This is a genomic window from Pseudoalteromonas nanhaiensis, assembly GCF_051235485.1.
Taxonomy (GTDB): Bacteria; Pseudomonadota; Gammaproteobacteria; order Enterobacterales; family Alteromonadaceae; genus Pseudoalteromonas; species Pseudoalteromonas lipolytica_C.
Window position 1 is genome coordinate 73,728 of sequence record NZ_JBPNYQ010000001.1, and the last position, 23,049, is coordinate 96,776.

General features: G+C 41.6%; 20 protein-coding genes. 11 read left to right on the forward strand and 9 right to left on the reverse strand.

The window, feature by feature from the left end:
- Nucleotides 1-132: 132 nt before the first annotated feature.
- Together ACSFVZ_RS00285 and rraA are read right to left on the reverse strand one after the other, a co-directional pair.
- Nucleotides 133-1,182 carry a formimidoylglutamase gene (locus tag ACSFVZ_RS00285; protein WP_435557893.1) on the reverse strand — a complete coding sequence of 350 codons (1,050 nt, stop codon included), beginning with the start codon at nt 1,180-1,182 and terminating at the stop codon, nt 133-135.
- A gap of 5 nt (nt 1,183-1,187) precedes the next feature.
- A complete protein-coding gene (rraA, locus tag ACSFVZ_RS00290) occupies nt 1,188-1,685 on the reverse strand; it encodes a ribonuclease E activity regulator RraA (RefSeq protein ID WP_135922757.1) in 498 nt (165 codons plus the stop codon).
- 212 nt (nt 1,686-1,897) lie between these two features.
- On the opposite strand from rraA, the gene ACSFVZ_RS00295 reads away from it, so the two are divergent.
- From ACSFVZ_RS00295 to ACSFVZ_RS00305, 3 genes are all read left to right on the forward strand, one after another.
- The gene (locus ACSFVZ_RS00295) at nt 1,898-2,434 is read left to right on the forward strand and encodes a phosphatase PAP2 family protein (protein WP_235403923.1); all 537 of its coding nucleotides are present in this window, start codon (nt 1,898-1,900) and stop codon (nt 2,432-2,434) included.
- A complete protein-coding gene (locus ACSFVZ_RS00300; RefSeq protein WP_138558029.1) occupies nt 2,431-3,465 on the forward strand; it encodes an MJ1255/VC2487 family glycosyltransferase in 1,035 nt (344 codons plus the stop codon). Before ACSFVZ_RS00295 ends, ACSFVZ_RS00300 begins: the two co-directional genes overlap by 4 nt.
- Nucleotides 3,466-3,587: 122 nt before the next feature.
- Nucleotides 3,588-5,468, forward strand: a complete 1,881-nt coding sequence (locus ACSFVZ_RS00305; protein ID WP_281547208.1) for a methyl-accepting chemotaxis protein — start codon at nt 3,588-3,590, stop codon at nt 5,466-5,468.
- Between the two features lie 252 nt (nt 5,469-5,720).
- Here the strand turns inward: ACSFVZ_RS00305 and ACSFVZ_RS00310 are convergent, their stop codons facing one another.
- The 5 genes from ACSFVZ_RS00310 to priA all read right to left on the reverse strand — a co-directional run bounded on the left by ACSFVZ_RS00310 (nt 5,721) and on the right by priA (nt 10,833).
- Nucleotides 5,721-6,095 (reverse strand): gamma-butyrobetaine hydroxylase family protein, encoded by a 375-nt coding sequence (locus tag ACSFVZ_RS00310; RefSeq protein WP_281547232.1) that lies wholly within the window; start codon nt 6,093-6,095, stop codon nt 5,721-5,723.
- Nucleotides 6,096-6,171: 76 nt separating this feature from the next.
- Nucleotides 6,172-7,500, reverse strand: a complete 1,329-nt coding sequence (gene hslU / locus ACSFVZ_RS00315; protein ID WP_135922753.1) for an ATP-dependent protease ATPase subunit HslU — start codon at nt 7,498-7,500, stop codon at nt 6,172-6,174.
- 11 nt (nt 7,501-7,511) lie between these two features.
- Nucleotides 7,512-8,030, reverse strand: a complete 519-nt coding sequence (hslV, locus tag ACSFVZ_RS00320) for an ATP-dependent protease subunit HslV (RefSeq protein ID WP_008115012.1) — start codon at nt 8,028-8,030, stop codon at nt 7,512-7,514.
- A gap of 80 nt (nt 8,031-8,110) precedes the next feature.
- The gene (locus ACSFVZ_RS00325) at nt 8,111-8,635 is read right to left on the reverse strand and encodes an SPOR domain-containing protein (protein WP_135922752.1); all 525 of its coding nucleotides are present in this window, start codon (nt 8,633-8,635) and stop codon (nt 8,111-8,113) included.
- A gap of 17 nt (nt 8,636-8,652) precedes the next feature.
- A complete protein-coding gene (gene priA / locus ACSFVZ_RS00330; protein WP_281547231.1) occupies nt 8,653-10,833 on the reverse strand; it encodes a primosomal protein N' in 2,181 nt (726 codons plus the stop codon).
- Nucleotides 10,834-11,066: 233 nt separating this feature from the next.
- Between priA and rpmE the strand changes: the two genes are divergently transcribed.
- Nucleotides 11,067-11,282, forward strand: coding sequence for a 50S ribosomal protein L31 (gene rpmE / locus ACSFVZ_RS00335; RefSeq protein ID WP_036973208.1), 216 nt, complete (start codon nt 11,067-11,069; stop codon nt 11,280-11,282).
- A gap of 699 nt (nt 11,283-11,981) precedes the next feature.
- Nucleotides 11,982-13,223, forward strand: a complete 1,242-nt coding sequence (locus ACSFVZ_RS00340) for a malic enzyme-like NAD(P)-binding protein (protein ID WP_135922750.1) — start codon at nt 11,982-11,984, stop codon at nt 13,221-13,223.
- A gap of 87 nt (nt 13,224-13,310) precedes the next feature.
- Here ACSFVZ_RS00340 and metJ read toward each other — a convergent pair whose 3' ends face one another.
- Nucleotides 13,311-13,631 carry a met regulon transcriptional regulator MetJ gene (gene metJ / locus ACSFVZ_RS00345; protein WP_054563330.1) on the reverse strand — a complete coding sequence of 107 codons (321 nt, stop codon included), beginning with the start codon at nt 13,629-13,631 and terminating at the stop codon, nt 13,311-13,313.
- 266 nt (nt 13,632-13,897) lie between these two features.
- Between metJ and metB the strand changes: the two genes are divergently transcribed.
- Together metB and metL are read left to right on the forward strand one after the other, a co-directional pair.
- Nucleotides 13,898-15,157: a cystathionine gamma-synthase gene (metB, locus tag ACSFVZ_RS00350; protein WP_281547230.1), complete on the forward strand. Its 1,260-nt coding sequence runs from the start codon at nt 13,898-13,900 to the stop codon at nt 15,155-15,157.
- Between the two features lie 4 nt (nt 15,158-15,161).
- Nucleotides 15,162-17,507, forward strand: a complete 2,346-nt coding sequence (gene metL / locus ACSFVZ_RS00355) for a bifunctional aspartate kinase/homoserine dehydrogenase II (protein WP_281547229.1) — start codon at nt 15,162-15,164, stop codon at nt 17,505-17,507.
- A 79-nt stretch (nt 17,508-17,586) separates the two neighbouring features.
- Here the strand turns inward: metL and ACSFVZ_RS00360 are convergent, their stop codons facing one another.
- Nucleotides 17,587-20,097: a penicillin-binding protein 1A gene (locus tag ACSFVZ_RS00360; RefSeq protein ID WP_138557077.1), complete on the reverse strand. Its 2,511-nt coding sequence runs from the start codon at nt 20,095-20,097 to the stop codon at nt 17,587-17,589.
- A gap of 132 nt (nt 20,098-20,229) precedes the next feature.
- Here ACSFVZ_RS00360 and ACSFVZ_RS00365 point away from each other — a divergent pair, with 132 nt between their 5' ends.
- From ACSFVZ_RS00365 to ACSFVZ_RS00380, 4 genes are read left to right on the forward strand one after another with little or no spacing between them, the layout of a single operon-like run.
- Nucleotides 20,230-21,309: a pilus assembly protein PilM gene (locus ACSFVZ_RS00365; RefSeq protein WP_135922746.1), complete on the forward strand. Its 1,080-nt coding sequence runs from the start codon at nt 20,230-20,232 to the stop codon at nt 21,307-21,309.
- A complete protein-coding gene (locus ACSFVZ_RS00370) occupies nt 21,297-21,869 on the forward strand; it encodes a PilN domain-containing protein (RefSeq protein ID WP_135922745.1) in 573 nt (190 codons plus the stop codon). The genes ACSFVZ_RS00365 and ACSFVZ_RS00370 overlap by 13 nt, the downstream gene beginning before the upstream one ends.
- On the forward strand, nt 21,859-22,464 hold the full coding sequence (locus tag ACSFVZ_RS00375; RefSeq protein WP_135922744.1) for a type IV pilus inner membrane component PilO: 606 nt from the start codon (nt 21,859-21,861) through the stop codon (nt 22,462-22,464). Before ACSFVZ_RS00370 ends, ACSFVZ_RS00375 begins: the two co-directional genes overlap by 11 nt.
- Nucleotides 22,464-23,000, forward strand: a complete 537-nt coding sequence (locus ACSFVZ_RS00380; RefSeq protein WP_199527377.1) for a pilus assembly protein PilP — start codon at nt 22,464-22,466, stop codon at nt 22,998-23,000. The genes ACSFVZ_RS00375 and ACSFVZ_RS00380 overlap by 1 nt, the downstream gene beginning before the upstream one ends.
- The last annotated feature ends 49 nt before the right edge of the window (nt 23,001-23,049 follow it).

The following is a 23,049-nucleotide window of genomic DNA, read 5'->3' on the forward strand; positions in this document are numbered from 1 at the left end:
GAACCTTGCTTCCAATTTAACTTGCTTCCAATTTAAGGGGGGCGGCATAAAGCCGCTGCTACAGGTAGGTGTGAAACTTGTTTCGAGCAGACTTCCCCAAAAATCAGTCGTTATCTCGTTTCTCGCCTCTTTCTAACTTGCCTCTCTTGCCTGCAAATACGCATTCACTAGGGCAGTGATGATTTGGCCAGCATCGTTCATGCCTGCTTCTAAACTAACAGGATGTTGTGATGGTGCACCTTCACATAAATGAAGGTAGCGAGCAGTTGTCTGGCTGGCTGCTAAATGCACAAAGTGTTCTGCATCACTCACACTAAAGCCGCAATTGGTATAAGCGCTAACTGGCATTAGCGAAATACTGTCTAAGTCAACTTCGACGCCTAATGGGGCATTATCGAATTTATTAAGTGCTTGTTTACATGCGGTTGATAAGTCTATATTGCGACGAACTTGAATGTCTTGATAACTATCAAACGAGAAGTTTGCTTGAGTTAACGCATTCATAATTGCTTGATTATTCTTAAATTCGTGCAAACCCATCACATGATAATCAGCGAGATGATTTTCGCTGTAGGCATACCTAAAGCCATTACCACTATGGCGACCTTCACAGTCTCTAAAATCAGCGTGAGGGTCTAAGTTAATGGCGTTTACTGGTTTGCCATGCTGCTTACTTAGGGCACGTAATATACCTAAGCAGTTGTTGTGTCCGCCACCTATCACAATTGGCTCAAGGCCAGCTGCAAAAATCATTGCCAGTACTTGCTCAACACGGGGGTCGATATCGCCACATAGTTCACGTAGTTTGGCTAAGTCGGCGTCGTTTTTATTATCAAGGTTAGCTGCTTGTTGATTTAAATCATCAAGCGCAACTTCACCAAGTAGCAATACACGCTCATGGTTTAAAAATTGGTTATGAGTTTGATTCAAAAAGCGCTTTAAGAAAGCTAGCCATGCTTGCTGTGCACCGCCATTACCTAGGTTAGCACGAGGCCCAATATCCTCACACACGCCAACTAAAACGTAACGAATACCAAATTGTTTGGCATCAATAAGAGCCTGAGAGGCGTTTACATGTGTATCAAGAAGAGCAAGAGCTTGCCATGCTTTTTGTTCATTGGCGCGGCGGACACATAAATGTTTTACCGCCGCTTCATCATAAATTTTAAGGGGATTTATCACTGAGATTAGTCTTCTATTATTTCTAACTCTAATTCTTCAGCAGATAATATAATGCCGGTACTATCGGCGTAAACAAAGTCACCATCAAAGAAAGACACACCGGCAAAATTAACGCCTATACCATCTTCGCCTGCGCCTTCACTGTCTGCAGCAACTGGAATAGAAGCAATTGCTTGAATGCCTAGATCTAGCTCTTCAAGTTCGTCAACATGGCGAATAGCACCGTAAACGATGATCCCTTGCCAGTTATTCTCAAGGGCGATTTCTGCTAGTTCAATATCTATTAGTGCGCGTCGGGTTGAACCACCACCATCGATCAAAAGCACACTATCGGTTCCGTCCGTAGTTAAGATATCGCGGATCAGCTCGTTATTTTCAAAACATTTAACAGTTTTCACTCGGCCACTAAAGCTTGGGCGTCCACCAAAATTGATAAACATTGGCTCGAGCACATCGACCACGTCGGCAAAGTGATCGCATAAATCAGAAGTGCTGTAATCCATTTTTTCATCCTCTAAAGAGACTGTCTGTTTAGTACCCAGTATACCTTGATACAACTCAATAACAACGACTTAATACTGGTTTATTCGTTTAAATCAAAGGAATTTCGTTATCGCAACATTAGTGTCTCAAAAGCGTCACCTAATTGTTATTTTTACCGCCTAAGCTGAGATGAGTATAAAAATTAGACGCAAAGTATGACAAGGAGCTTACCATGGCAAACAACATGCTTACTAAATTGGCCAAAGTGGATGAACAGCTGTTTTTAAGTGTGTTTAACGACGCTTCGCCAAATTGGCTCAGAAAGTCAGCGCTTGGTTTATCAAAAAGCGGTGATGGCGGACTTTATGTGGTGTTGTTCCTTGGGTTTTGGTGGTTTACCGAACAACTTCATTTTCAGCAGCTTGCGATGAGTATATTGGTTGGCTTTGCAATTGAGCGACCCATTTACTTTTTAGCTAAAAAGCGAATTGCGCGGGTAAGACCTTGCGACTGTTTAGTGCAAGGTGCGTATTTAGTGCCAAGTGATCAGTTTAGCCTACCGTCGGGGCATAGTGCTGGGGCATTTGTTATAGCGACTATTTTAACCATGTATTTCCCTGAGCTTACTGTGCTTTGGCTTCTTTGGGCATCGGGTGTAGCAGCATCTCGGGTGGTAATCGGTGTGCATTACCCTGCTGATGTAATTATTGGCGCAGGTATGGGGTCGAGTTGTGCAGTTTTAGCAGTCATGGTGGTGGAATCTATATGAGAATTTTGTACGGTATACAAGGAACAGGTAACGGACACATAACCCGTGCTCGCGTGATGGCAACCACCTTTAAAGCATTAGGGGTCGATGTTGACTACGTATTTTCCGGGCGCAAAGAGCAAGATTACTTTGATATGGCTGATTTTGCCGACTTTAGAACATTTAGAGGTTTATCATTTACCAGTAAATCAGGACAAGTTGATAGTTTAAGAACATTAAAAAATGCACGCCCTTTGCAGCTAATTAAAGACATTAAAAGCTTAGATTTACGTCATTATGATTTGGTTTTTAATGACTTTGAACCTATCACAGCGTGGGCAGCAAAACAGCAAGGTATTCCGGTTATTGGTATGAGTCATCAGGCTGCATTTTTGTCTGATAAAGTGCCAATGTTTGGTCGAGCTTTCTTTCGTCGTGCGTTGATCCGTAATTATGCCCCCGCGAATGTCTATCTCGGTGTTCATTGGCAACCTTATGCTGAGAATATTATTCCTCCTTTCATCGCGAGTCATCACCATGACAATCCTGTGATGGTTGAAAATAAAGTCTTAGTTTATTTACCGTTTGAGAACCTAGACAGTGTTGTCGACTACTTAAAGGACTTTCCTGAGCGTGAGTTTTACTGCTATCACCCCGATGCGCAAGATTGCTCAATCGGTAATATTCATCTGCGAGCGCCGTCACGAGTTGGGTTTCTTAACGATTTAGCCAACGCTGGTGGTGTGATTGGTAATGCAGGGTTTGAGCTTGCAAGCGAGGCATTACAGTTAGGTAAAAAGCTGTTACTCAAGCCGCTTGGCAAGCAGTTTGAGCAGGGGATTAATGCACAAACGCTGCTAGGCATGGGAGCTGCCCATGTTATGAGTTACCTTAACCCCTATGCGATGGATGATTGGTTGCAATCACCACAAAATAAAAGATTGAACTTTCCGAGTGATCCCGCGCCATTAGTTGAATGGGTAAGGAAAAAGCAGTGGCAGAAATTAGATAAGTTACACCAACATTTATGGCAAAAAGTTAACTTACAGTAAATACAGTTTGTTTGTTGGTTCCTTATATTGGAAAATGCATCGCCTTTTCAGGCTACTTTTTATTAGCTGCTTCAAATAGTTTAGCTATACTTTGAAATGCATGTTGCTATAGGGCACTTTGAATGAATGTATTACAAAATTTAACTATAAAACGTCGTTTACAGTTAAACGCGCTTGTTGTTGGCCTTGCAATGGTTGTAATGCTGTGTGTAATTATTTTTGAGTCACGCATGATGCTTAAGCTCAATGAAACAATTCAAAATGCAGAGGAACTCGATATTCATGAGCTTGCCATGCGCAAGCATGAAAAAAACTTTTTGTTTTATAAAAAAGTTGAGAGCCTTGAGCTTTTTGAAAATGAGTATACCCAGTTAAAAACCAAAATTGCTCGCCTAGATGAGTTAGTCGATGATCTTGATATGGATAGCACTAAACTGGATGAGTTTAAAGGATTAGCAAAAACTTACTATGACGACTTCAATGAGGTTGTGGTACTACAAAAGAAAATAGGTCTACACCCAAAAGATGCTTTATACGGAGAGCTAAGAAGTGCTGTGCATCAAGTCGAAACATTGCTTGATGACCGCGATAACTACAGATTACTGACATCTATGCTACAGCTGCGCCGTGCCGAAAAAGATTTTATGCTGCGCTTTGATTTGAAATATATGACTAAGTTCGATGAGCTGGTTGCCAATTTCAAAACAGAAATAAAGAGTGCCGGGCTTGATGCAAGCTATGAAAATAAGCTCATCAGTTTGCTTTCGACATATCAAGCTAAGTTTAAAGCCTTAGTTGATGCTCAGGTTGCGCTCGGGCTAGACTTAGAGTCAGGTGCTTTAGGTGAAATGAAGCGCAGTGTTGAGATGAGTGATGCGATTGTTAATCAATTTACTGAACAAACTAAACAGTTCGTTGAATCGAGTGCTTCACAAGCTCAATTAATTGCCTTCGTTGTATTTATTCTCGCTAGTATTATTGTGATGATACTCGTGTACTTAACCAGTCGCTCTATCATAAAACCTATCGAGCGTGTTTATCACACAATTAACGAAATTCGTCGCAATAACGATTTAAGCATGTCGATTTCTCAATCAGGTAAAGATGAAATTACCACCATGACGATCGACTTTAATAGCTTGATCAGTGATTTCAAAAAGCTGATTTATGAAGTTAATACCGCGCTAAGTACCCTTAACGTGGCAACTGAGCATTTATCAGAAACGACAGCAGCAACAAGCTCAGGTATGCAAGAGCAGCTTCATGAAGCAGATATGGTTGCTACAGCTGCCACTGAAATGCAGGCGACGATTCAAGATATTTCTCACAACACAGAAGCGGCTGCGAAAAAAGCTGAGTCAACTAACTTAAGTGCGCAGCAAGGTCGTTCGGAGGTTGAATCGACGGTGGTGCAAATTAATCACTTATCAGATTCACTCGGGAATGCATCAAGTGTGGTGTCGCAGTTAGAAAAAGACGCCGAAACGATTGGCTCTGTGTTGGATGTTATTCGTGGTATCGCTGAGCAAACTAACTTACTGGCACTCAATGCGGCCATTGAAGCTGCGCGTGCTGGTGAGCAAGGTCGTGGCTTTGCGGTCGTTGCTGATGAAGTACGTTCACTTGCCCAGCGTACCCAAGACTCAACACAAGAGATTGAGAGCATTATTTCGACCCTACAAGGTCGCACACGAGAAGTGGTGAGTATTATGCAGCAATGTCGTACACAAGGTGGCGAAAGCGCGGCGCAGGCAAGCAAAGCCGGTGAGTTACTGCGTTCAATTACCGAAGATGTACAAACCATTATGGATATGAGTACTCACATAGCCACAGCAATTGATGAACAAAGCCAAGTGGCTTCTGAGGTTAATAAAAACGTGGTACGCATTCGTGATATCGCTCAAGAGGCATCGGGTCACGCGGCAACTAATGCACAAACCAGCGAAGAAGTATCTGAGCAAGCGCGTGTGCTTTATCAGGCAATCGATAAGTTTAAAGTTTAATGAATTAGTCTGATGAAAAACAAAAGCGCGGTGATGGTTTCGTCATCGCGCTTTTTTGTTGCTTGGGTGTGTATACCGCGACAAGGTTTTAATACCAATCCGCTTAATTAAGTAGACTATTTTGAGGCAATAAAACCTCGTTGATAACAAGGCAAAAATTTCGTTATTTAGTTGTTCTAAATGAGAAATTTTTAACGCAGTTAGCGACAGGTTTAATCCCTCAAAATGATTAAGTATTATTGCGGGTTGGTATTAAGGCACAAACTTAATAGGCACGCTGTCTTTGTTGGCTTCGTGCTCTGTGACTCTGGCTTGATATTGTTGCCAAAGCGCATCATGATTTGCTTGTAGATCAGCTAAGTAATGCCAGCTAAACAAGCCACTATTATGATTATCGCTAAATATCAGTCGAATTGCATAATGGCCAACCGGCTCAATTTTACTAATTCCTACTTGCTGTTTGCCAAGCACCAGTTTCATCTGCTCATTACCGTGGCCTTGTACTTCAGCAGATGGTGAGTGAACACGCAGAAATTCAGCACTAAATTGGGCAATAGTCTGATCATCAAAATGAACATCTAATACTTTACTAACGCTGTGATAATGCACTTTAGTGACTTCTTTCATGTGAGCCTCGAATCTACGATTTATATACTAAAAAGCCTCCAACTGGAGGCTTTTTAGTATAACGCTAATTTGTTGATTAAAGAATGAAACGGCTTAAGTCTTCATCTTCAACAAGTGCACCTAAATGCTGTTCAACGTAATTGGCATCAATTGTTAGTGTTGAACCTGCTTTTTCTGAGGCATCAAATGAAATTTCTTCCATTAGTTTTTCCATCACTGTGTGTAAGCGACGCGCACCGATGTTTTCGGTTTTTTCATTTACCTGCCAAGCCGCTTTCGCGATACGCTCAATTGCATCATCGGTAAACTCAACCTCAACTTGCTCTGTTTTTAACAGCTCACGTTGTTGCTCAGTTAATGAAGCATGAGGCTCAGTTAAGATACGTTTAAAGTCATCAGCACTTAGTGCTTCAAGCTCAACGCGGATTGGTAAACGACCTTGTAGCTCTGGGATCATGTCTGATGGTTTAGCCATTTGGAATGCGCCAGATGCAATAAACAACATGTGGTCAGTTTTAACCATGCCGTGTTTAGTGCTTACTGTTGAGCCTTCGATTAATGGTAGTAAGTCGCGTTGTACACCTTCGCGGCTAACATCAGGGCCAGACGCTTCACCACGTTTACAGATTTTATCGATCTCATCGATAAACACGATACCGTTTTGCTCTACCGCGAAGATAGCTTGTTCTTTTAACTCTTCAGGGTTAACAAGTTTTGCAGCTTCTTCTTCAACTAATAGTTTGAAGGCTTCTTTAATTTTTAACTTACGCTTACTGCGCTTGTCGCCACCCATGTTTTGGAACATGCTCTGAAGCTGGTTGGTCATTTCTTCCATACCTGGAGGAGCCATGATCTCAACATTTGGCTGAGCTTGTGCAACATCGATATCGATTTCTTTATCGTCTAATTGGCCTTCACGTAATTTCTTACGGAAAGATTGACGAGTCGAAGAGTTTTCTTCAGTTTTTGATTCACCAAAGGTGTCGCGCGCTGGTGGTAGTAGGGCATCTAAAATGCGCTCTTCTGCCGCTTCTTCAGCACGGTGCTTAAATTTCTTAGTTTGCTGTTCGCGGGTCATTTTAATTGAAATATCCACTAAATCACGGATGATAGTTTCAACTTCTTTACCAACATAGCCCACTTCTGTGAATTTGGTTGCTTCAACCTTAATGAAAGGCGCATTAGCAAGTTTTGCAAGGCGGCGAGCAATTTCAGTTTTACCCACACCAGTAGGACCAATCATTAAAATGTTTTTTGGTGTTACTTCGGCGCGTAGCTCGTCGCTTAGTTGCATACGGCGCCAGCGATTACGAAGCGCGATTGAAACTGCTTTTTTAGCTTTAGCTTGGCCGATAATGTGTTGATCTAGCTCGTGAACGATTTCTCTTGGCGTCATCTCAGACATGGCAGTTCCTATTACAATTCTTCAATAGTTTGGAAATTATTCGTGAATACGCAGATGTTGCCGGCAATAGTTAGGCTTTTCTCTACAATTTCACGTGCACTTAGGTCGGTGTTTTCAAGAAGCGCTGTGGCTGCTGATTGTGCGAAGTTACCACCACTGCCAATCGCAATTAGGTCATTTTCTGGCTGCACAACATCACCGTTACCTGTGATGATCAATGACGCAGTTTCGTCTGCAACTGCTAAGAGTGCTTCGAGTTTTCGAAGTGCACGGTCACTACGCCAATCTTTGGCCATTTCAACGGCTGCCTTAGTCAGGTTACCTTGGTGCATTTCTAGTTTGCTTTCAAATCGTTCGAAAAGGGTGAAGGCATCAGCAGTACCGCCAGCGAAACCAGCGATTACTTTGCCATTATAAAGACGTCGAACTTTGCGGGCGTTGCCCTTCATTACGGTATTACCAAGTGAAACTTGGCCGTCGCCACCAATTACGACCTTGTCGTCGCGGCGTACACTTACAATAGTGGTCATGATTATTCCTCATCATCGAGCGGCAAAGCCGCTCGTAAAAAGCGATTGATGAGGTGTTTATATGGGTGAATGAACTAAAATCAAGTCCAAAGCCAAATTCCGCAGCCCATTATTTTGATACGTTTAAGTTTATTTTTATCGCTTTCGGCCAAACGTTTGGTTTCGTAAGGGCCTAAACGCACTTTATACCAAACACCATTGCTGCCTTGGGTTTTCTTTACCTCGGCAACCAAGCCGGCAAAAGCGATTTTAGCTTTTAATGTTTGTGCTTGCTCTAAGGTTCTAAAAGAACCGCATTGCATTACATACGGGCCCTTTTGTTCAATCTCTTTTACTTCAACCTGAACTTCGTGCTCTTTAATCTCTTTGATAAATTCAGGTGTTTTAGGTGGCGGAATAACAGTTTCTTCTTGTTTAGTCGGATTGGCTTGTTGTTCCACAAGTTCAGGGTCAGCATTATGTTTGATATACCATAAGCCATAGCTAAACCCGCCTACTAAAATAAGCGCGATTAAAATTAGAATAATAGGAAATGGCTTTTTCGCCGGAGCCTGCTTTTTATTTCTATTTGCTGGTTTTTTATTAATGTAATCGTGTTGTGCCATGACTCTTTTATTGGCCTTTAAATCATATCTATCGGATCAACGTCTAGGCTCCAACGCACTTTTTGCGCTAATTTGCTGGTGCTTATGTAGTCGACCATTTGCGCTAAATATTGGTGCAAGTGGGAGCGTTCCTGCGCCTGAATATGTAATTGAAAGCGATACTTACCAGCCACACGTTCCAGTGGCGCAGGTATCGGACCGAGCAATTGTATACCAGATACGTTCTGGACAGGAACCAAATCAGTTAAAAAATCGACCACTTGATTAATGTTATGTCCTTCGGCGCGCACCATAGCCATATTGGTAATGGGTGGAAGCTGAGCCTCTTCGCGCTCTGTCAGGGCATAGCGGGCAAAATCCTGATAGCCATTGTTGACTAAATCTTGTAGTAATGGATGCTCAGGAAAATGGGTTTGCAATAATACTTGCCCAGGTTCACCACTTCGACCAGCACGGCCTGCCACTTGCGTGACAAGTTGCGCTAAATGCTCGGTAGCGCGAAAGTCGCACGAATATAAACCGCTGTCGACGTCTAAGATTAAAACCAGGCTAACATCAGCAAAGTGGTGGCCTTTTGCTAACATTTGCGTACCAACGAGGATACGCGCACCGCCTTGGTTAATATCATCAAGGGCCTTTTCTAAGCTGCCTTTACGACGAGTTGAATCTCGGTCGATACGACTAATCGGAATATCAGGAAAGGTTTGTGTTAAAAACTCTTCGATTTGTTCAGTACCTTTACCATTTGGAAAAATCTGCGTGCTGCCGCAATCGGGGCATTGATGAGGCACCTGATGTTGCTCACCACAGTGGTGACAAATCATCTGGCCAATGGCTTTATGAAAGGTTGCACTGGTGCTACAACGTGAGCACTCACTTAGCCAGCCACACTCATGGCATATAAGGGTAGGCGAAAAACCGCGACGGTTTAAAAACACCATTACTTGTTTGCCACGCTCTAAATGTTGGCGCATATAGGCAAGGCTTGCATGGGCAATTCCGGCTTGCTCTGGCTGACCTTTCATGTCCATTAGTTGAAACTGGTTATCGGTGCTGGTTTGGGCGCGCTCAGTGAGGCTCAACAGCTGATATTTGTTATTAATTGCTTTATGTAAGGTCTCAAGTGCCGGTGTGGCACTACCTAGAACGAGCACAATATTATGCTGGTATGCTCTATAAGCGGCTAGGTCTCTAGCATGATAGCGCAATGTATCTTGTTGCTTAAACGAGCTGTCGTGCTCTTCATCAACGATGATCATGCCAAGTGATAAAAAAGGTAAGAAAATACTCGAACGTGTGCCGATCACTATGGCGCAGCTGCCTTTTTCACAGAAACGCCAGGTCTGTAAGCGTTCGTTATCTGTCAGTGCGGAGTGCCAGAGCATAATCGGTGTATCAGGAAAGCGACGACGAAAACGATTAACCGTTTGTGGTGTTAAGCCAATTTCAGGCACTAATACTAGGGCTTGTTGGCCCTTTTTAAGTACTTCTTCTAGGCATTGCAAATACACTTCGGTTTTACCACTTCCGGTAACCCCTTCAAGTAAAAAGCTGGTAAAGCCGTTAGCTTGATTAATGCTGGTACACGCCACAGCTTGTTCTTTATTAAGTACAGGTTTGCTACCTACTGTCGGCGGGCGTTGCTGCCACTGGTTATCATGTTCGATAAACTGAGTGATCAGTTGTTTGTCGAGCAGGCTATCGATGGTTTTTTTTGTAAATCCGAGTGCTTTTAATTCTGTAACCGATGATTTGCCCGATTCGGCTAGCTGCTTTAATAAACTTAACTGGGTTTTTGCTTTTAGCGACGGCAGCTTTGCACCTTTTTCGGTCAGCTCAACCATGTTAATGCTGGTTTTATCAGGGCATTCGCCTTGTCTTAATGCAGCCGGAAGTGCCGTATGAATGGTTTCACCCAATGGATAACAGTAGTAGCGTGCAGTGAATTTCAGAAGCGCTAAATGTTGCTCAGATAAAACTGGCGTGTCGTCTATTACGTCTATAATCGGCTTTATTTTGTCAGCGGGAACATCGGTTGATGTTTTTAGAGCCAACACCACTGCAACCTTTTTTTGACTACCAAATGGCACGCGAACGCGCATGCCTGGCTTTAACTCAGGGCTGTGCAGCAGCTGTTCAACTTTATAATCGAAGGTACGCTGTAAAGGGACTTTTATGGCAACTTCTACAAAGTGCATAACAACTCTACTGAAACAAAGACGGAAAGATAATGTACTAAAATTACGGTTAAAAACCTACCAACAAATACTGAACAACAAGCCACTTGATTATTTTTTTAGCGAAATATGTATTTAAAGCTTGTCGCAAGGTCACTTGAGCTATAAAATACGCGGCCTATTAATTGTATTAACTGCGTATGGTGCCAGACTTCGGGTTTGGAGAGCGATACGGCCTTAACTAGAGGTTCCCTATGAAAGAAGGTATTCACCCTAAGTACGAAGCTATCACTGCAACTTGTTCATGTGGTAACAAATTCGAAACTAGCTCAACTCTTTGTAAAGACATCCACTTAGACGTATGTTCTGAGTGTCACCCGTTTTACACTGGTAAGCAAAAGATTTTAGACACTGGCGGCCGTGTTGATCGTTTCAACAAGCGCTTCGGTGCACTTAGCAGCAAGAAGTAATTTCTGCTGTTTAGTTAAAAGAAGCACCTTAGGGTGCTTTTTTTATGGCTAAAATTCACAAAATTCGTTATTAACGCTGACACTTACTTATCATCTTCACTCATTTCCTTTGCATAACTATTTCTGGCTGTTATGCCCATTATGTCGTTAATTGTAGAGACAAAGTGCCACCCCTTGGCTATATTCTTTTTTGTATAAATGAGTATACCAATCCGCAATAATACTTAATCATTTTGAGGGATTAAACCTGTCGCTACCTGCGTTAAAAATTTCTGATTTAGAACACAACTAAATAACGAAATTTTTGCCTTGCTATCAACAAGGTTTCATTGCCTCAAAATAGACTACTTAATTAAGCGTATTGGTATCTAAAAGCTATTAAAAATAATAAATTTAAATAATTTCGTGAGTAAATGCTGTGAACTTCGTTGAAATGGCTGTTTTGGGCTAATTTCGGCTATTTGCAGTGTTCGTGCATATAAAATACAAAAACACGCGCTTAAAAGGCCATAAATAGGTTAATTTTTATGTTTGATTAATCGCAACTATGCACAGAAATTGTTGGGAAATCCTTTAAAATTAAGCGATATAGCTTATAACAGGATAGACCTGATAATACTTGGAATTTTTATACATTACAGGTATCGTACTGATGCAAGCTCTCTCACTTTTTAACTTTTTGCAGGATACTATCGCGTTATGTCAGATTTTCGTGAAAAAGCATTACATTACCACGCTCACCCCGTTCCAGGTAAAATTAGTGTTGAACTAACTAAGCCAGCCGAAACGGTTAACGATCTCGCTTTAGCTTATAGCCCAGGTGTGGCTGAACCAGTCCGCGAAATTGCTGCTGATCCAGCAAATGCCTATAAGTACACAGGTAAAGGTAACATGGTTGCGGTTATTTCAAACGGTACCGCAATTCTAGGATTAGGTAACTTAGGCCCGCTTGCATCAAAACCTGTAATGGAAGGTAAAGCGTTACTATTCAAACGTTTTGCTGGCCTTGATTCAATTGATATTGAAGTAAAACACCGCACAACAGAAGACTTCATTAATACGGTTGCTAACATCGCTGATACGTTTGGTGGTATCAATCTAGAAGATATTAAAGCGCCAGAGTGTTTTGAAATCGAAAAAGCGCTTATCGAGCGTTGCGATATTCCAGTTTTCCACGATGACCAACATGGCACTGCTATTGTTACCGCTGCTGGTATGCTTAATGCCCTTGAAGTACAAGGTAAAGACATCGAAGATGCAATTATCGTATGTTTAGGTGCCGGTGCAGCTGCAGTTGCTTGTATGGAGCTATTAATAAAATGTGGCGCACTGCGTGAGCACATCTATATGCTTGACCGTAAAGGTGTGATCCACACTCGTCGTGATGACTTAAATGAGTATAAGCAATTATTTGCTAACAATACTGATAAGCGTACATTACAAGACGTTATTGCTGATGCTGATGTGTTTGTAGGTGTATCTGGTCCTAATCTATTAACTGCCGATGATCTTAAACTGATGGCAGATAAGCCTGTGGTGTTTGCGTGTTCAAACCCAGATCCTGAGATTGCCCCAGAAGTTGCACACAGTGCACGTAACGATTTAATTATGGCAACGGGGCGTTCAGACTTCCCTAACCAAGTGAATAACGTGCTTTGTTTCCCGTTTATTTTCCGTGGTGCGCTAGATGTGCGAGCAACGGCAATTAATGATGAAATGAAAATTGCAGCTGTGCATGCTATTCGAAGCATTGCAAAAGAGCCTGTACCAAGCGAAGTATTAAAAGCGGCTGGCGTTGAGTCACTAGAGTTTGGTGCCGAGTACATCATTCCTAAGCCAATGGACCCGCGTTTATTACCTCGTATTGCTCGTGCTGTTGCTGAGGCGGCAGTAGAGTCAGGGGTTGCGCAAATTGAGATGCCAGAAGATTACATGCGTTAAACTTAATTAACGCTAATAAAAAAACTCAGCCTAAGCTGAGTTTTTTTATGCCTGTGGCTATCGGCGGTGATCCGATGGCCGAAATACTTACTCTGAATCAAGAACAGGGATATCTAACCCCATTTCTTGCATAATCTTTTTAACTTCTTCTGGCACCTTTTCAGGGTTGTCTTTACGAAGGTCATCGTCATTTGGTAATGGTTGACCTGTAAAAGCATGTAGGAAAGCTTCACACAATAACTCACTATTCGTCGCATGACGTAAGTTATTGATCTGACGACGTGTACGTTCATCAGTTAATACTTTTAATACATTAAGTGGGATCGATACGGTAATCTTTTTTACTTGTTCTGATTTTTTACCGTGTTCTGCATATGGGTGAATGTATTCACCGTTCCATTTAGCCATAAGTTATTTCGTTGCCTCGGTTGTCAGTTATTTACGCGAGATACCAATTCAAAATAGAACACTTCGTAAAGGTAATTAGTATTTCTCATCGCGCAAGATGCGGAAATTCTATCTCTTTAAAAAAGATAGTCAAATACTAGTTATTTAGCCATCTAGTAGTGTAAATGTATAAACTTCTATTGTGAGCTATAAATACTTTGACTTCTCATAGTCGATCATCTAACCTTTTAGACGTCTAAACATCCAATTTATGAATAGGTGATGAAATGAGTGAAAAAAATAAAGCGACGATAGCGGTTCGTCACGGCATCGAAGCCGATAAGCATCATGGTGCGGTTGTGCCACCTCTATACTTATCAACCACCTATTCATTTGCTGACTTTGATACTAAACGCCAGTATGACTATGGCCGCAGTGGTAATCCGAATCGCGATATCTTAGCTGAAACTTTAGCTGAGCTTGAAGGGGGTGCAAGAGGCATTATTACTGCAACAGGTATGTCTGCAGTGCATTTAGCAACTCAGCTGTTAAACAGTGATGACACACTGGTTATTCCACATGACTGTTATGGCGGTAGTTACCGTTTATTCACCTCGCTTGAAAAACGTGGCCTGTTAAAACTAAAAGTTTTGGATTTAACTAAAACTGAAAATCTCCAAGAAATTTTAGCGATTAAACCTAAGTTGATTTGGATTGAAACGCCAAGTAACCCAATCTTGCGTTTAACAGATATTAAAGTAATTACTAGTATTGCTAAGCAGTGTGGTGCTTTGGTTGCGGCTGACAACACCTTCTTATCACCTGCATTACAAAACCCCATTGAGTTTGGTGTTGATATTGTTGTGCACTCAACCACTAAATATATTAATGGTCACTCTGATGTAGTGGGCGGTGCAGTGATTGCTGCAACGCAAGAGCTAGGCGATGAGCTTGCTTGGTGGGCGAATAACATTGGTATTACTGGTGCACCATTTGATAGCTACTTAACCCTTCGTGGTTTACGTACTTTAAATGTACGTTTGAAGCAGCACCAAGAAAATGCCTTTGCAATTGCTGAGTATTTAGAAAACTCACCTTATGTAAGCCAAGTTTATTATCCAGGCCTTTCTTCACACCCACAGCATGAGCTTGCTAAAGCACAGCAACGCGGTTTTGGTGGCATGGTGAGCTTTGATATTAAAGGCGACATTAACGATGCCGCAGCGTTTTTAACAAGCCTTAAAGACTTTAGCCTTGCTGAGTCGCTTGGTGGGGTAGAGAGCTTGATTTGTCACCCTGCAACGATGACACACGCAGGTATGGAGCCTAAAGCCCGTCTTGAAGCTGGTGTCGGTGATACCCTTATTCGTATTTCTGTAGGCATTGAAGACGTAAAAGACCTTATTGCCGATTTAGACCGTGTTTTTAATTTAGTAAAACCAGGTCAAGGCCAGCAAGTTACAAAAGCTGAAGTTAAGCAAACACAGCAAGATACACAACAAAACGCGTCATTTAAGTTAACGCCAGCACATACGGCATTGTGGTAGAAAAATGGTAAATATTGTTCATAAATTTGGTGGCTCAAGCTTAAGCTCGGCAGAACGCTATCATGCGGTGGCTAACATTGTTTTAGCGAATACGGAGCAGGGCGATTGCGTAGTTGTATCGGCATCGGGTAAAACAACCGATACTTTAGTAAAGCTTTGGCAAAGTTACCAGCAGCAAGATAGCCAAGCTGTTAGCGATATTCTACTGCTTATTGATAATAATCAACGTGCGCTTATTGAGCAGTTACTTACAGGCCAAAATAAACAACAGGCGTTGGCACAGTTAAAAGATGAACTTGCTGTATTAAACGAATTAATTAGTCAGCAACAGTTACTTGAAGCACCTTTACTTGCACATGGTGAAGTGTGGTCGGCGCGCTTATTGGCGGCTTACTTAAATCAGTTGGGTATTGCTGCACAAGATGTTGATGCAAGGCAGCTATTTACTTTAAATGATGGTCAGCTTTTACATCAAAAAAACCAGCAGCAATGCAGCGATACTATTAGCAAATCACATATCAACGTAGTAACGGGCTTTATTGCCGCAGATTGCCAAGGTAATACGGTTACTTTAGGCCGTAATGGCAGTGATTACAGCGCCACATTACTGGCCAGTTATACTTTTGCTAAACAAGTGTCTATTTGGACAGACACACAAGGGGTATTTAGCACTGACCCTCGTAAGGTTAAAAATGCGGTTAAATACGCCAAGGTATGTCGTGAGCAAGCAAACTTATTAGCGCGCTTAGGCAACCCAGTACTGCATGCAAAGACGTTATCGCCGTTAAAAGACTCAGAAATCAAACTCGTAGTTAGAAGTAGTTTTGATTGCGATGCCACGCCAACCGAAGTGGTAAAAGAAGGCTATAGCAAAGCAAAACGTTTTATTACTACCTTAGATAACATCGATTTATTACGCGTTGATAAACTAAGTAGTGGTGAAGTAGGTGAGCTAAGCCAATTAATTCAACACAGCTTGCATCACTTTGTTAAAGAAGGTGATACCTACTTGTTAGTGCCTGGTCAAAGTACTCATCAGATTGTCAGCCATTTAGCGGGTCGCGCCAATATTGTAGAGTCTAATTTAAGCGGTTGTGCGGTAGTTGCACCGACTGCTGATATCGGTGCTCTTGCAGAGCAAGCAACAGCGCTTTTAAAAGAGCAGAGCATTCATCCTCGTTTTGTACAGCAAGACGATAACTATGTGTTGATCTTAAATGATCAAGCAATTGATAGTGATGTTTTAACTCTTCTACATGACAAGTTGGTAAACAAAGGCCAAGAGCTGGCCATTATAGTTGCTGGCCTTGGTAATGTGGGTGAAGTGTTCTTATCGCAACTTCAAGCTCAGTTTGCTCGTTTATCTGCCCATTATAAAGTAAAGGTGGTTGCTCTTCTTCGCTCTAAGCAAATGCTATTTAGTGCCAGTGGTTTAAATACTGAAACATGGCAAGAGCAGTGGCACAATGAAGCGCAAAGCTACGACAAAGCTGAATTATTAGCGCGTATCAATGAGCTTGATTATGAGCATAAAGTGATAATTGATATCACAGCGAGTGAGGCTTTTAGTCAGTTGTATCCTGATTTTGTAGAGCTTAACTGTCATCTGATCAGTGCAAATAAATATGCGGGTACCGCTGCAAACGATTGGTATCAAGCACTGCGTAGTCAATTAGCTGAGCGAAATCTGTTATGGCGTTATAACACCAGTGTTGGCGCAGGTTTACCGATTAACTTTGCTTTGGCTGATTTACAAAATAGTGGTGACAGCATTAACCGTATTGAAGGGGTATTCTCGGGTACTTTATCGTGGTTATGTAGCAGTTATGATGGCAAGGTGCCGTTTTCTGATTTAGTGCTACAAGCACAGCAAATGGGTTACACAGAGCCTGATCCTCGAGAAGATTTATCTGGCCGCGATATGCAGCGTAAACTGCTTATTTTAGCGCGAGATTTAGGGCTAGATTTAGAGCTTGATGACATTGCTCTAACACCACTTATGCCAGCAGCACTGGCAGCAGGTAGCTGGCAAGATTTTCTTGCAAACAAACAGCTGCTCGATGAATTCATGACAGAAAAAGCAGCTCAAGCTGCGGCAGAAGATAAAGTAGTGCGCTACACAGGTGCTATCACACTTGTTGATGGCAAGGTTCAGGCACAGGTAGGTTTAGTCTATGTTAGCAAAGATGATGTGCTAGCAAGTCTTAAACCGGGCGATAACATCTTTGTGATTAATTCACAGTGGTATACAGACAATGCATTAGTGATCCAAGGCCCTGGAGCGGGTAAAGAAGTTACTGCGGCAGGGGTTCATTCAGATCTGTATTGGCTGGTGAATAACTTAAAATAATTTTGCTGATCTTAGTTTTAATGGCTAAGCAAAAAGCGCCCCATGGGCGCTTTTTTATTGTCTAAAACTAATATAGTAATTAGAACAGTTCTTCTTCTGTACTCAGTTTTTCTTCAAATACATCTGTTGGCTCTTCTGTAACATACTTTGTAGGTGCAGTGCCTTTAATAAAGTATTCGAAGCGGCTGGTATAATCATTTTTGTGGCTCAATAAGCCCGTTGCTAAATCAATACGAACCGAGACTAAGCCTTCAGGAAGTTCAATAGGAGCTTCTGGCATACCGTCAAGCGCTGCGCGCATAAAGTCGACCCACGCTGGTTGTGCGGTTTTTGCACCTGACTCAGCCCCAGAAATTTGTGAATTATCTAAGTTTTTATTTCTAGCACTACGGCCAAGTGTAATGCCAGGATTGTCAAAACCTACCCATACGGAGGTTAGTACATTGCGATTAAAACCACTGAACCAAGTATCAACAGAATCATTAGTGGTACCTGTTTTACCAGCTAGGTCGCGTCGGTCTAAAGCTTGAGCACGCCAACCGGTACCACTCCAGCCTGTTTTATGACTCCAACTACCGCCGCCCCAAATGGCGCTGTGCATAGCTTGCGAGATTAAGAATGCATTTTGCTTAGAAATAATACGCGGGGCACAACGCTGGACTGGTGTTTGCTCTGTTTCAGTGATGCTAAGTTGGCTCGAATCGCGCGCTGCAAGCTCAACAGTGGCAGCCGGTTTTGGGCTATCACAAGCCAATTGAGGATTTGCCTTAAATAATGTATTGCCTGCTGAATCTTGGATTTCAGTAATAAAATAAGGCTTAATTAGGTGGCCACCGTTTGCAAAAGCGCTCATACCGCGTGCAAGTTCAAGCGGGGTAATCGAGGCGCTACCAAGGGCTAACGACTCACTGCGATTAATATCACTATTTAAAAAGCCAAACTTAAGCAAGTGATCTGCAGTGCGCTCTAGGCCAACACCACGCAGTAAACGAACAGAAATTACGTTTTTTGATTGTGCCAGTGCTCTGCGAATACGAATAGGGCCATTATAAACAGCTGGGCTGTTTTTAGGTCGCCATGCAACGCCTTGGCTTTTATCCCACTGATTAATAGGTGCATCATTCAAAATAGAAGCGAGTGTATAACCATTCTCAAGAGCTGCTGAATAAATGAATGGTTTAATGTTTGAACCCACTTGGCGTTTTGCTTGCACTGCACGGTTGTATTGGCTTTGTTCAAAGCTGTAACCACCTACAATGGCTTTAATTCGACCATCTTGCGGATCAAGCGAAACTAATGCACTCGATGCTTCAGGTATTTGGCTTAATATATAGCTATTGTCTGGATTTTTACGTAACCAAATTTGAGCGCCTGCTGTGAGAATGTCGCCAGCTGTTTCTGGTGCAAAACTTTGGCGGTAGCGCGTAATATATTTACGAGCCCACTTTAAACCATCCCATTCAACATTAACTTGTTCGCCACTTTTTAATAAAACAGAGATTGATTGCTCAGCTACTTGAGTGACAACACCAGCTAATAAAGGGCCAAACTCTTTTACATCTTTAAGTTTGTTTAAAATCGCGTCTCGAGTTAATGGCGTGTCGGTTTCACTATCCCATAAATGAGCGGTTGCTCCTCTATAGCCATGGCGCATATCGTAGGCATGTAAGTTGTTTACAAGCGCATCTTGTGCCGCCTGTTGGATATTTGAATCTACACTGGTGTAAACCTTGAAGCCTGTATTATAAGCTCGTTCATGGCCATAACGCTCAACCATTTCGGCGCGAACCATCTCAGAAATATAAGGCGCATATACTTCAATTTCAGCACCGTGGAATTTTGCCGTAATAGGCGCGTTAACGGCGTCTTGATACTCTGACTGACTAATATATTTTTCAGTTAGCATACGACCAAGTACCACATTACGACGTGCCTTGGCTCTCACAGGGTTACGAATTGGGTTTAGTGCAGAAGGAGCTTTAGGTAAACCAGCAATCATTGCCATTTGGGCTAACGTAAGTTCATTTAATTCTTTGCCATAATAAACTTGGGCTGCTGCACCAATACCAAAAGCACGATTCCCCAATTCAATTTTATTTAAATATAATTCGAGTATTTCATCTTTAGTTAATATACTTTCAATATGCAATGCGATGAATATCTCTTTGACTTTACGGATATAAGCCTTTTCTCGGGTTAAGAAAAAGTTACGGGCAAGCTGCATAGTTATGGTACTTGCGCCTTGTTTCTTTTCACCTGTAGATATGAGTACAATGGCTGACCGAACGATACCAATTGGGTCTATACCAATGTGTTCGTAAAAACGATTGTCTTCGGTCGCTAAAATCGCATCGATTAACGGTTGGGGGATTTGATCTATTGTGACGGGAATGCGGCGTTTTTCACCAAATTGATTAATCAATAAACCATCGCGTGAAAAAACTTGCATAGGTGTCTGTAATTGAACGTCTTTTAAAACCTGTACGCTAGGAATGTCAGGTTTAACGTAATAGTATAGACCAACTAAAGTGATTAGCCCTAAGAATGAGCAAATGATAAAAAATTGTAAAGTTCGTTTTAATAAAATCACTTATATTTTCCCTAAATGGACTCCCAATTAGAATCGGAGACTGCTAGTATATATTGATTAAAAAATGAATAATATTTTTTCAGATAAAAATTATAACTTGTTTATTATTAAAACAAAGGCAAAGTTGCAATCATGCTAAGTCAGCTATTAAAAAAGCCTTCATCTATGATGGTAGGGATCGACATCGGATCTCACTGCATTAAAGCAGTGTTGTTGCAAGAGACAGACGCAGGTTTGCGGCTTGAGGCATTAGCTATTGAACCTATGCCAAAAGGGGCTATGTCTGAACGCTCAATTCAAGACATTGAAGCTATCGGCAACGTTGTTGCTAAATTAAAACGAAAATTGCCTAAAACAGTCCAAAGTGCCGCCGTTGCAGTGTCTGGGCAAACTGTGATCACAAAGGTTATTTTCATGGATGTATCATTAACTGATGCTGAATTAGAATCGCAAATAGCCATTGAAGCAGACAGCTTAATTCCATACCCACTCGACGAAGTGAACATAGACTTTGAAAAGCTCGCCATTAATGAAGCCGATCCGAGCAAAGTTAATGTACTTTTATCTGCAGCACGCACAGAAAGTGTTGAGGCTCGCATTGGTGTATTAGAAGCTGCAAATCTAACTGCTAAAGTAGTTGATGTTGAAAGCTACGCGTTGAGCCGTTCGTTAGATGTGTACTACCAACAATTGCCTAGCGATGCCTATGATAAGTGTGTGGCAATTGTAGATATTGGTGCAGTGCTAATGCTTGTGAGTGTGGTTCAAGCCGGTGAGACTATTTACACTCGGGATCAGGTTTTTGGTGGCGACCAATACACAAACAGTATTGTCGCTTATTACAACAAAAGCTTCGATGAAGCAGAAATAGGTAAAACCACAGGCGACTTACCTCCTAATTATACGTTTGAAGTACTTGCACCTTTTCAGACTTCGCTGCTACAACAAGTAAGACGTGCAGTACAAATGTTCTTAACGACGAGCGGTAAAGACCAAGTCGATTATATTGTTTTAACCGGTGGCACAGCCATGATTGAAGGCTTAGACCGATTGTTAATTGAAGAGTTAGGGATACATACAGTGGTTGCTGAACCCTTTGCAAATATAGAAATTGCTCCAAAGGTAGACCGTAATATTTTACAGCGTCATAGAACACAGTTCGCGATAGCCACAGGATTGGCGTTGAGGAGCTTTTCATCATGCCACATATAAATCTACTGCCTTGGCGCGAACAAAAACGAAAAGAATCGCAAAATAAATTTGTTACTTTGCTGTTCGCTGTTGTTGTAGTGAGTTTTTTAAGTATGTATATGTTGAGTTCTTTCTATTCGGGATTGCGTGAAGGACAAAATGTAAAAAATAACTTTTTAAGCAACGAAATTGCACTACTTGATCAACGCATACGTGAAATCAACGAATTGGATAAAAAGAAAGAAAACCTGCAACAGCGAATGCGCTTAATTGAGGAGCTACAAAGCAATCGAAATCTTGGTACACAAATTATGGATGAGGTTGCGAAGATTGTGCCTTCAGGTGTTTATTTAACTAAGCTAGAACGTCGTGATGACCGCATACATGTATCGGGACGTAGTGAATCTAATAATCGACTATCGACTATGTTGCGCCAAGTTCAGGGCTCTTATCTTCTAGAGCGACCTGTTATGCAAGGTATTGTGGCTGGTGAGCAAACGTCGAGGTTACTAAGTGACTTTAATATGGATTTTTATGTTAAACCATTTGATAAAATAGGTGAGGTACGCAATGAACCTTGATATCAAATCGTTAACTGAAATAGATTGGAACGAAATAGAGCTCGAAAATATGGGCGATTGGCCCATTGCTGTAAAAGTAATGTGTTGTACTTTTGTTGCTGCAATCGTGCTTTATTTTAGTTATAGCTTGCTAGTGTCTGATGAAATAGCTAATTATCACAGTTCAGTAGCCAAAGAGACAGAGCTGAGAAATACTTACAAAGCTAAATATGCTGTTGCGAGTAACCTAGACTTATATCGCCAGCAAATGATTGAGATGGAAGATAAGTTTTCGCAACTATTAAAGCGCTTACCCACCTCTAATGAAACACCAGGTTTACTTGACGATTTGTCTTATGTTGGCACGACAAGTGGTTTAACGTTTTTAAAAATTGGCTGGTTACCAGAGATAGAAAAAGAGTTTTACACTGAGCTGCCAATTAAGATAGAAGTTGTGGGCTCATATCATGAGTTTGGTGAGTTTGTTGGTAAAGTTGCACAATTACCGCGTATCGTAAGTTTGCATGACTTTACTATTCAAACCCTTGATGATGGTGAACTTACTTTTAGTGTTGTTGCTAAAACCTATCGTTATGAAGGAGGCACTCAGAAATGATGAGAAGGCTTCCGTTAGTTATTATTATGACTTTTGCACTGAGTGCATGTAACGATGATACATCAGAGCAAAAAGAATTTATCGATCAGGTAAAGGCAAGCACTACACCAAAAGTAGAGCCTATTCCTCAGATCGCAAAGTTTGAATATTTTGAATACAGTGCCAGTAAGTTGCGTAGCCCATTTGTTGCACCAAGACCTGAAATTATTCAAAACAACTTAGTACAAGTTAAAAACTGCTTACATCCAGATCCTAGCCGAGTTCGCCAGCCTCTAGAGAAGTACCCGCTTGAAAATTTATTAATGAAAGGGACTATCGGTCAAGCTGATAATAGCTGGGCATTGATTAAAGCGGCAGACGATACACTTTATCGTGTCACAGTAGGTAATTATCTTGGTTTGTATCATGGTGAGATTAAAGAAGTGCATGACAACTACATTGAATTATTAGAATTAATCCCTGATGGGGCTGGTTGCTGGAAAGAGCGCCTGACCAAGCTAGAAATGTTAGAGGCAGGTACAAATGGTGCAGATTAATCATATAAAAGGTAAAAATAAAATGCATAAAGGAATGGCTTGGTTAAAG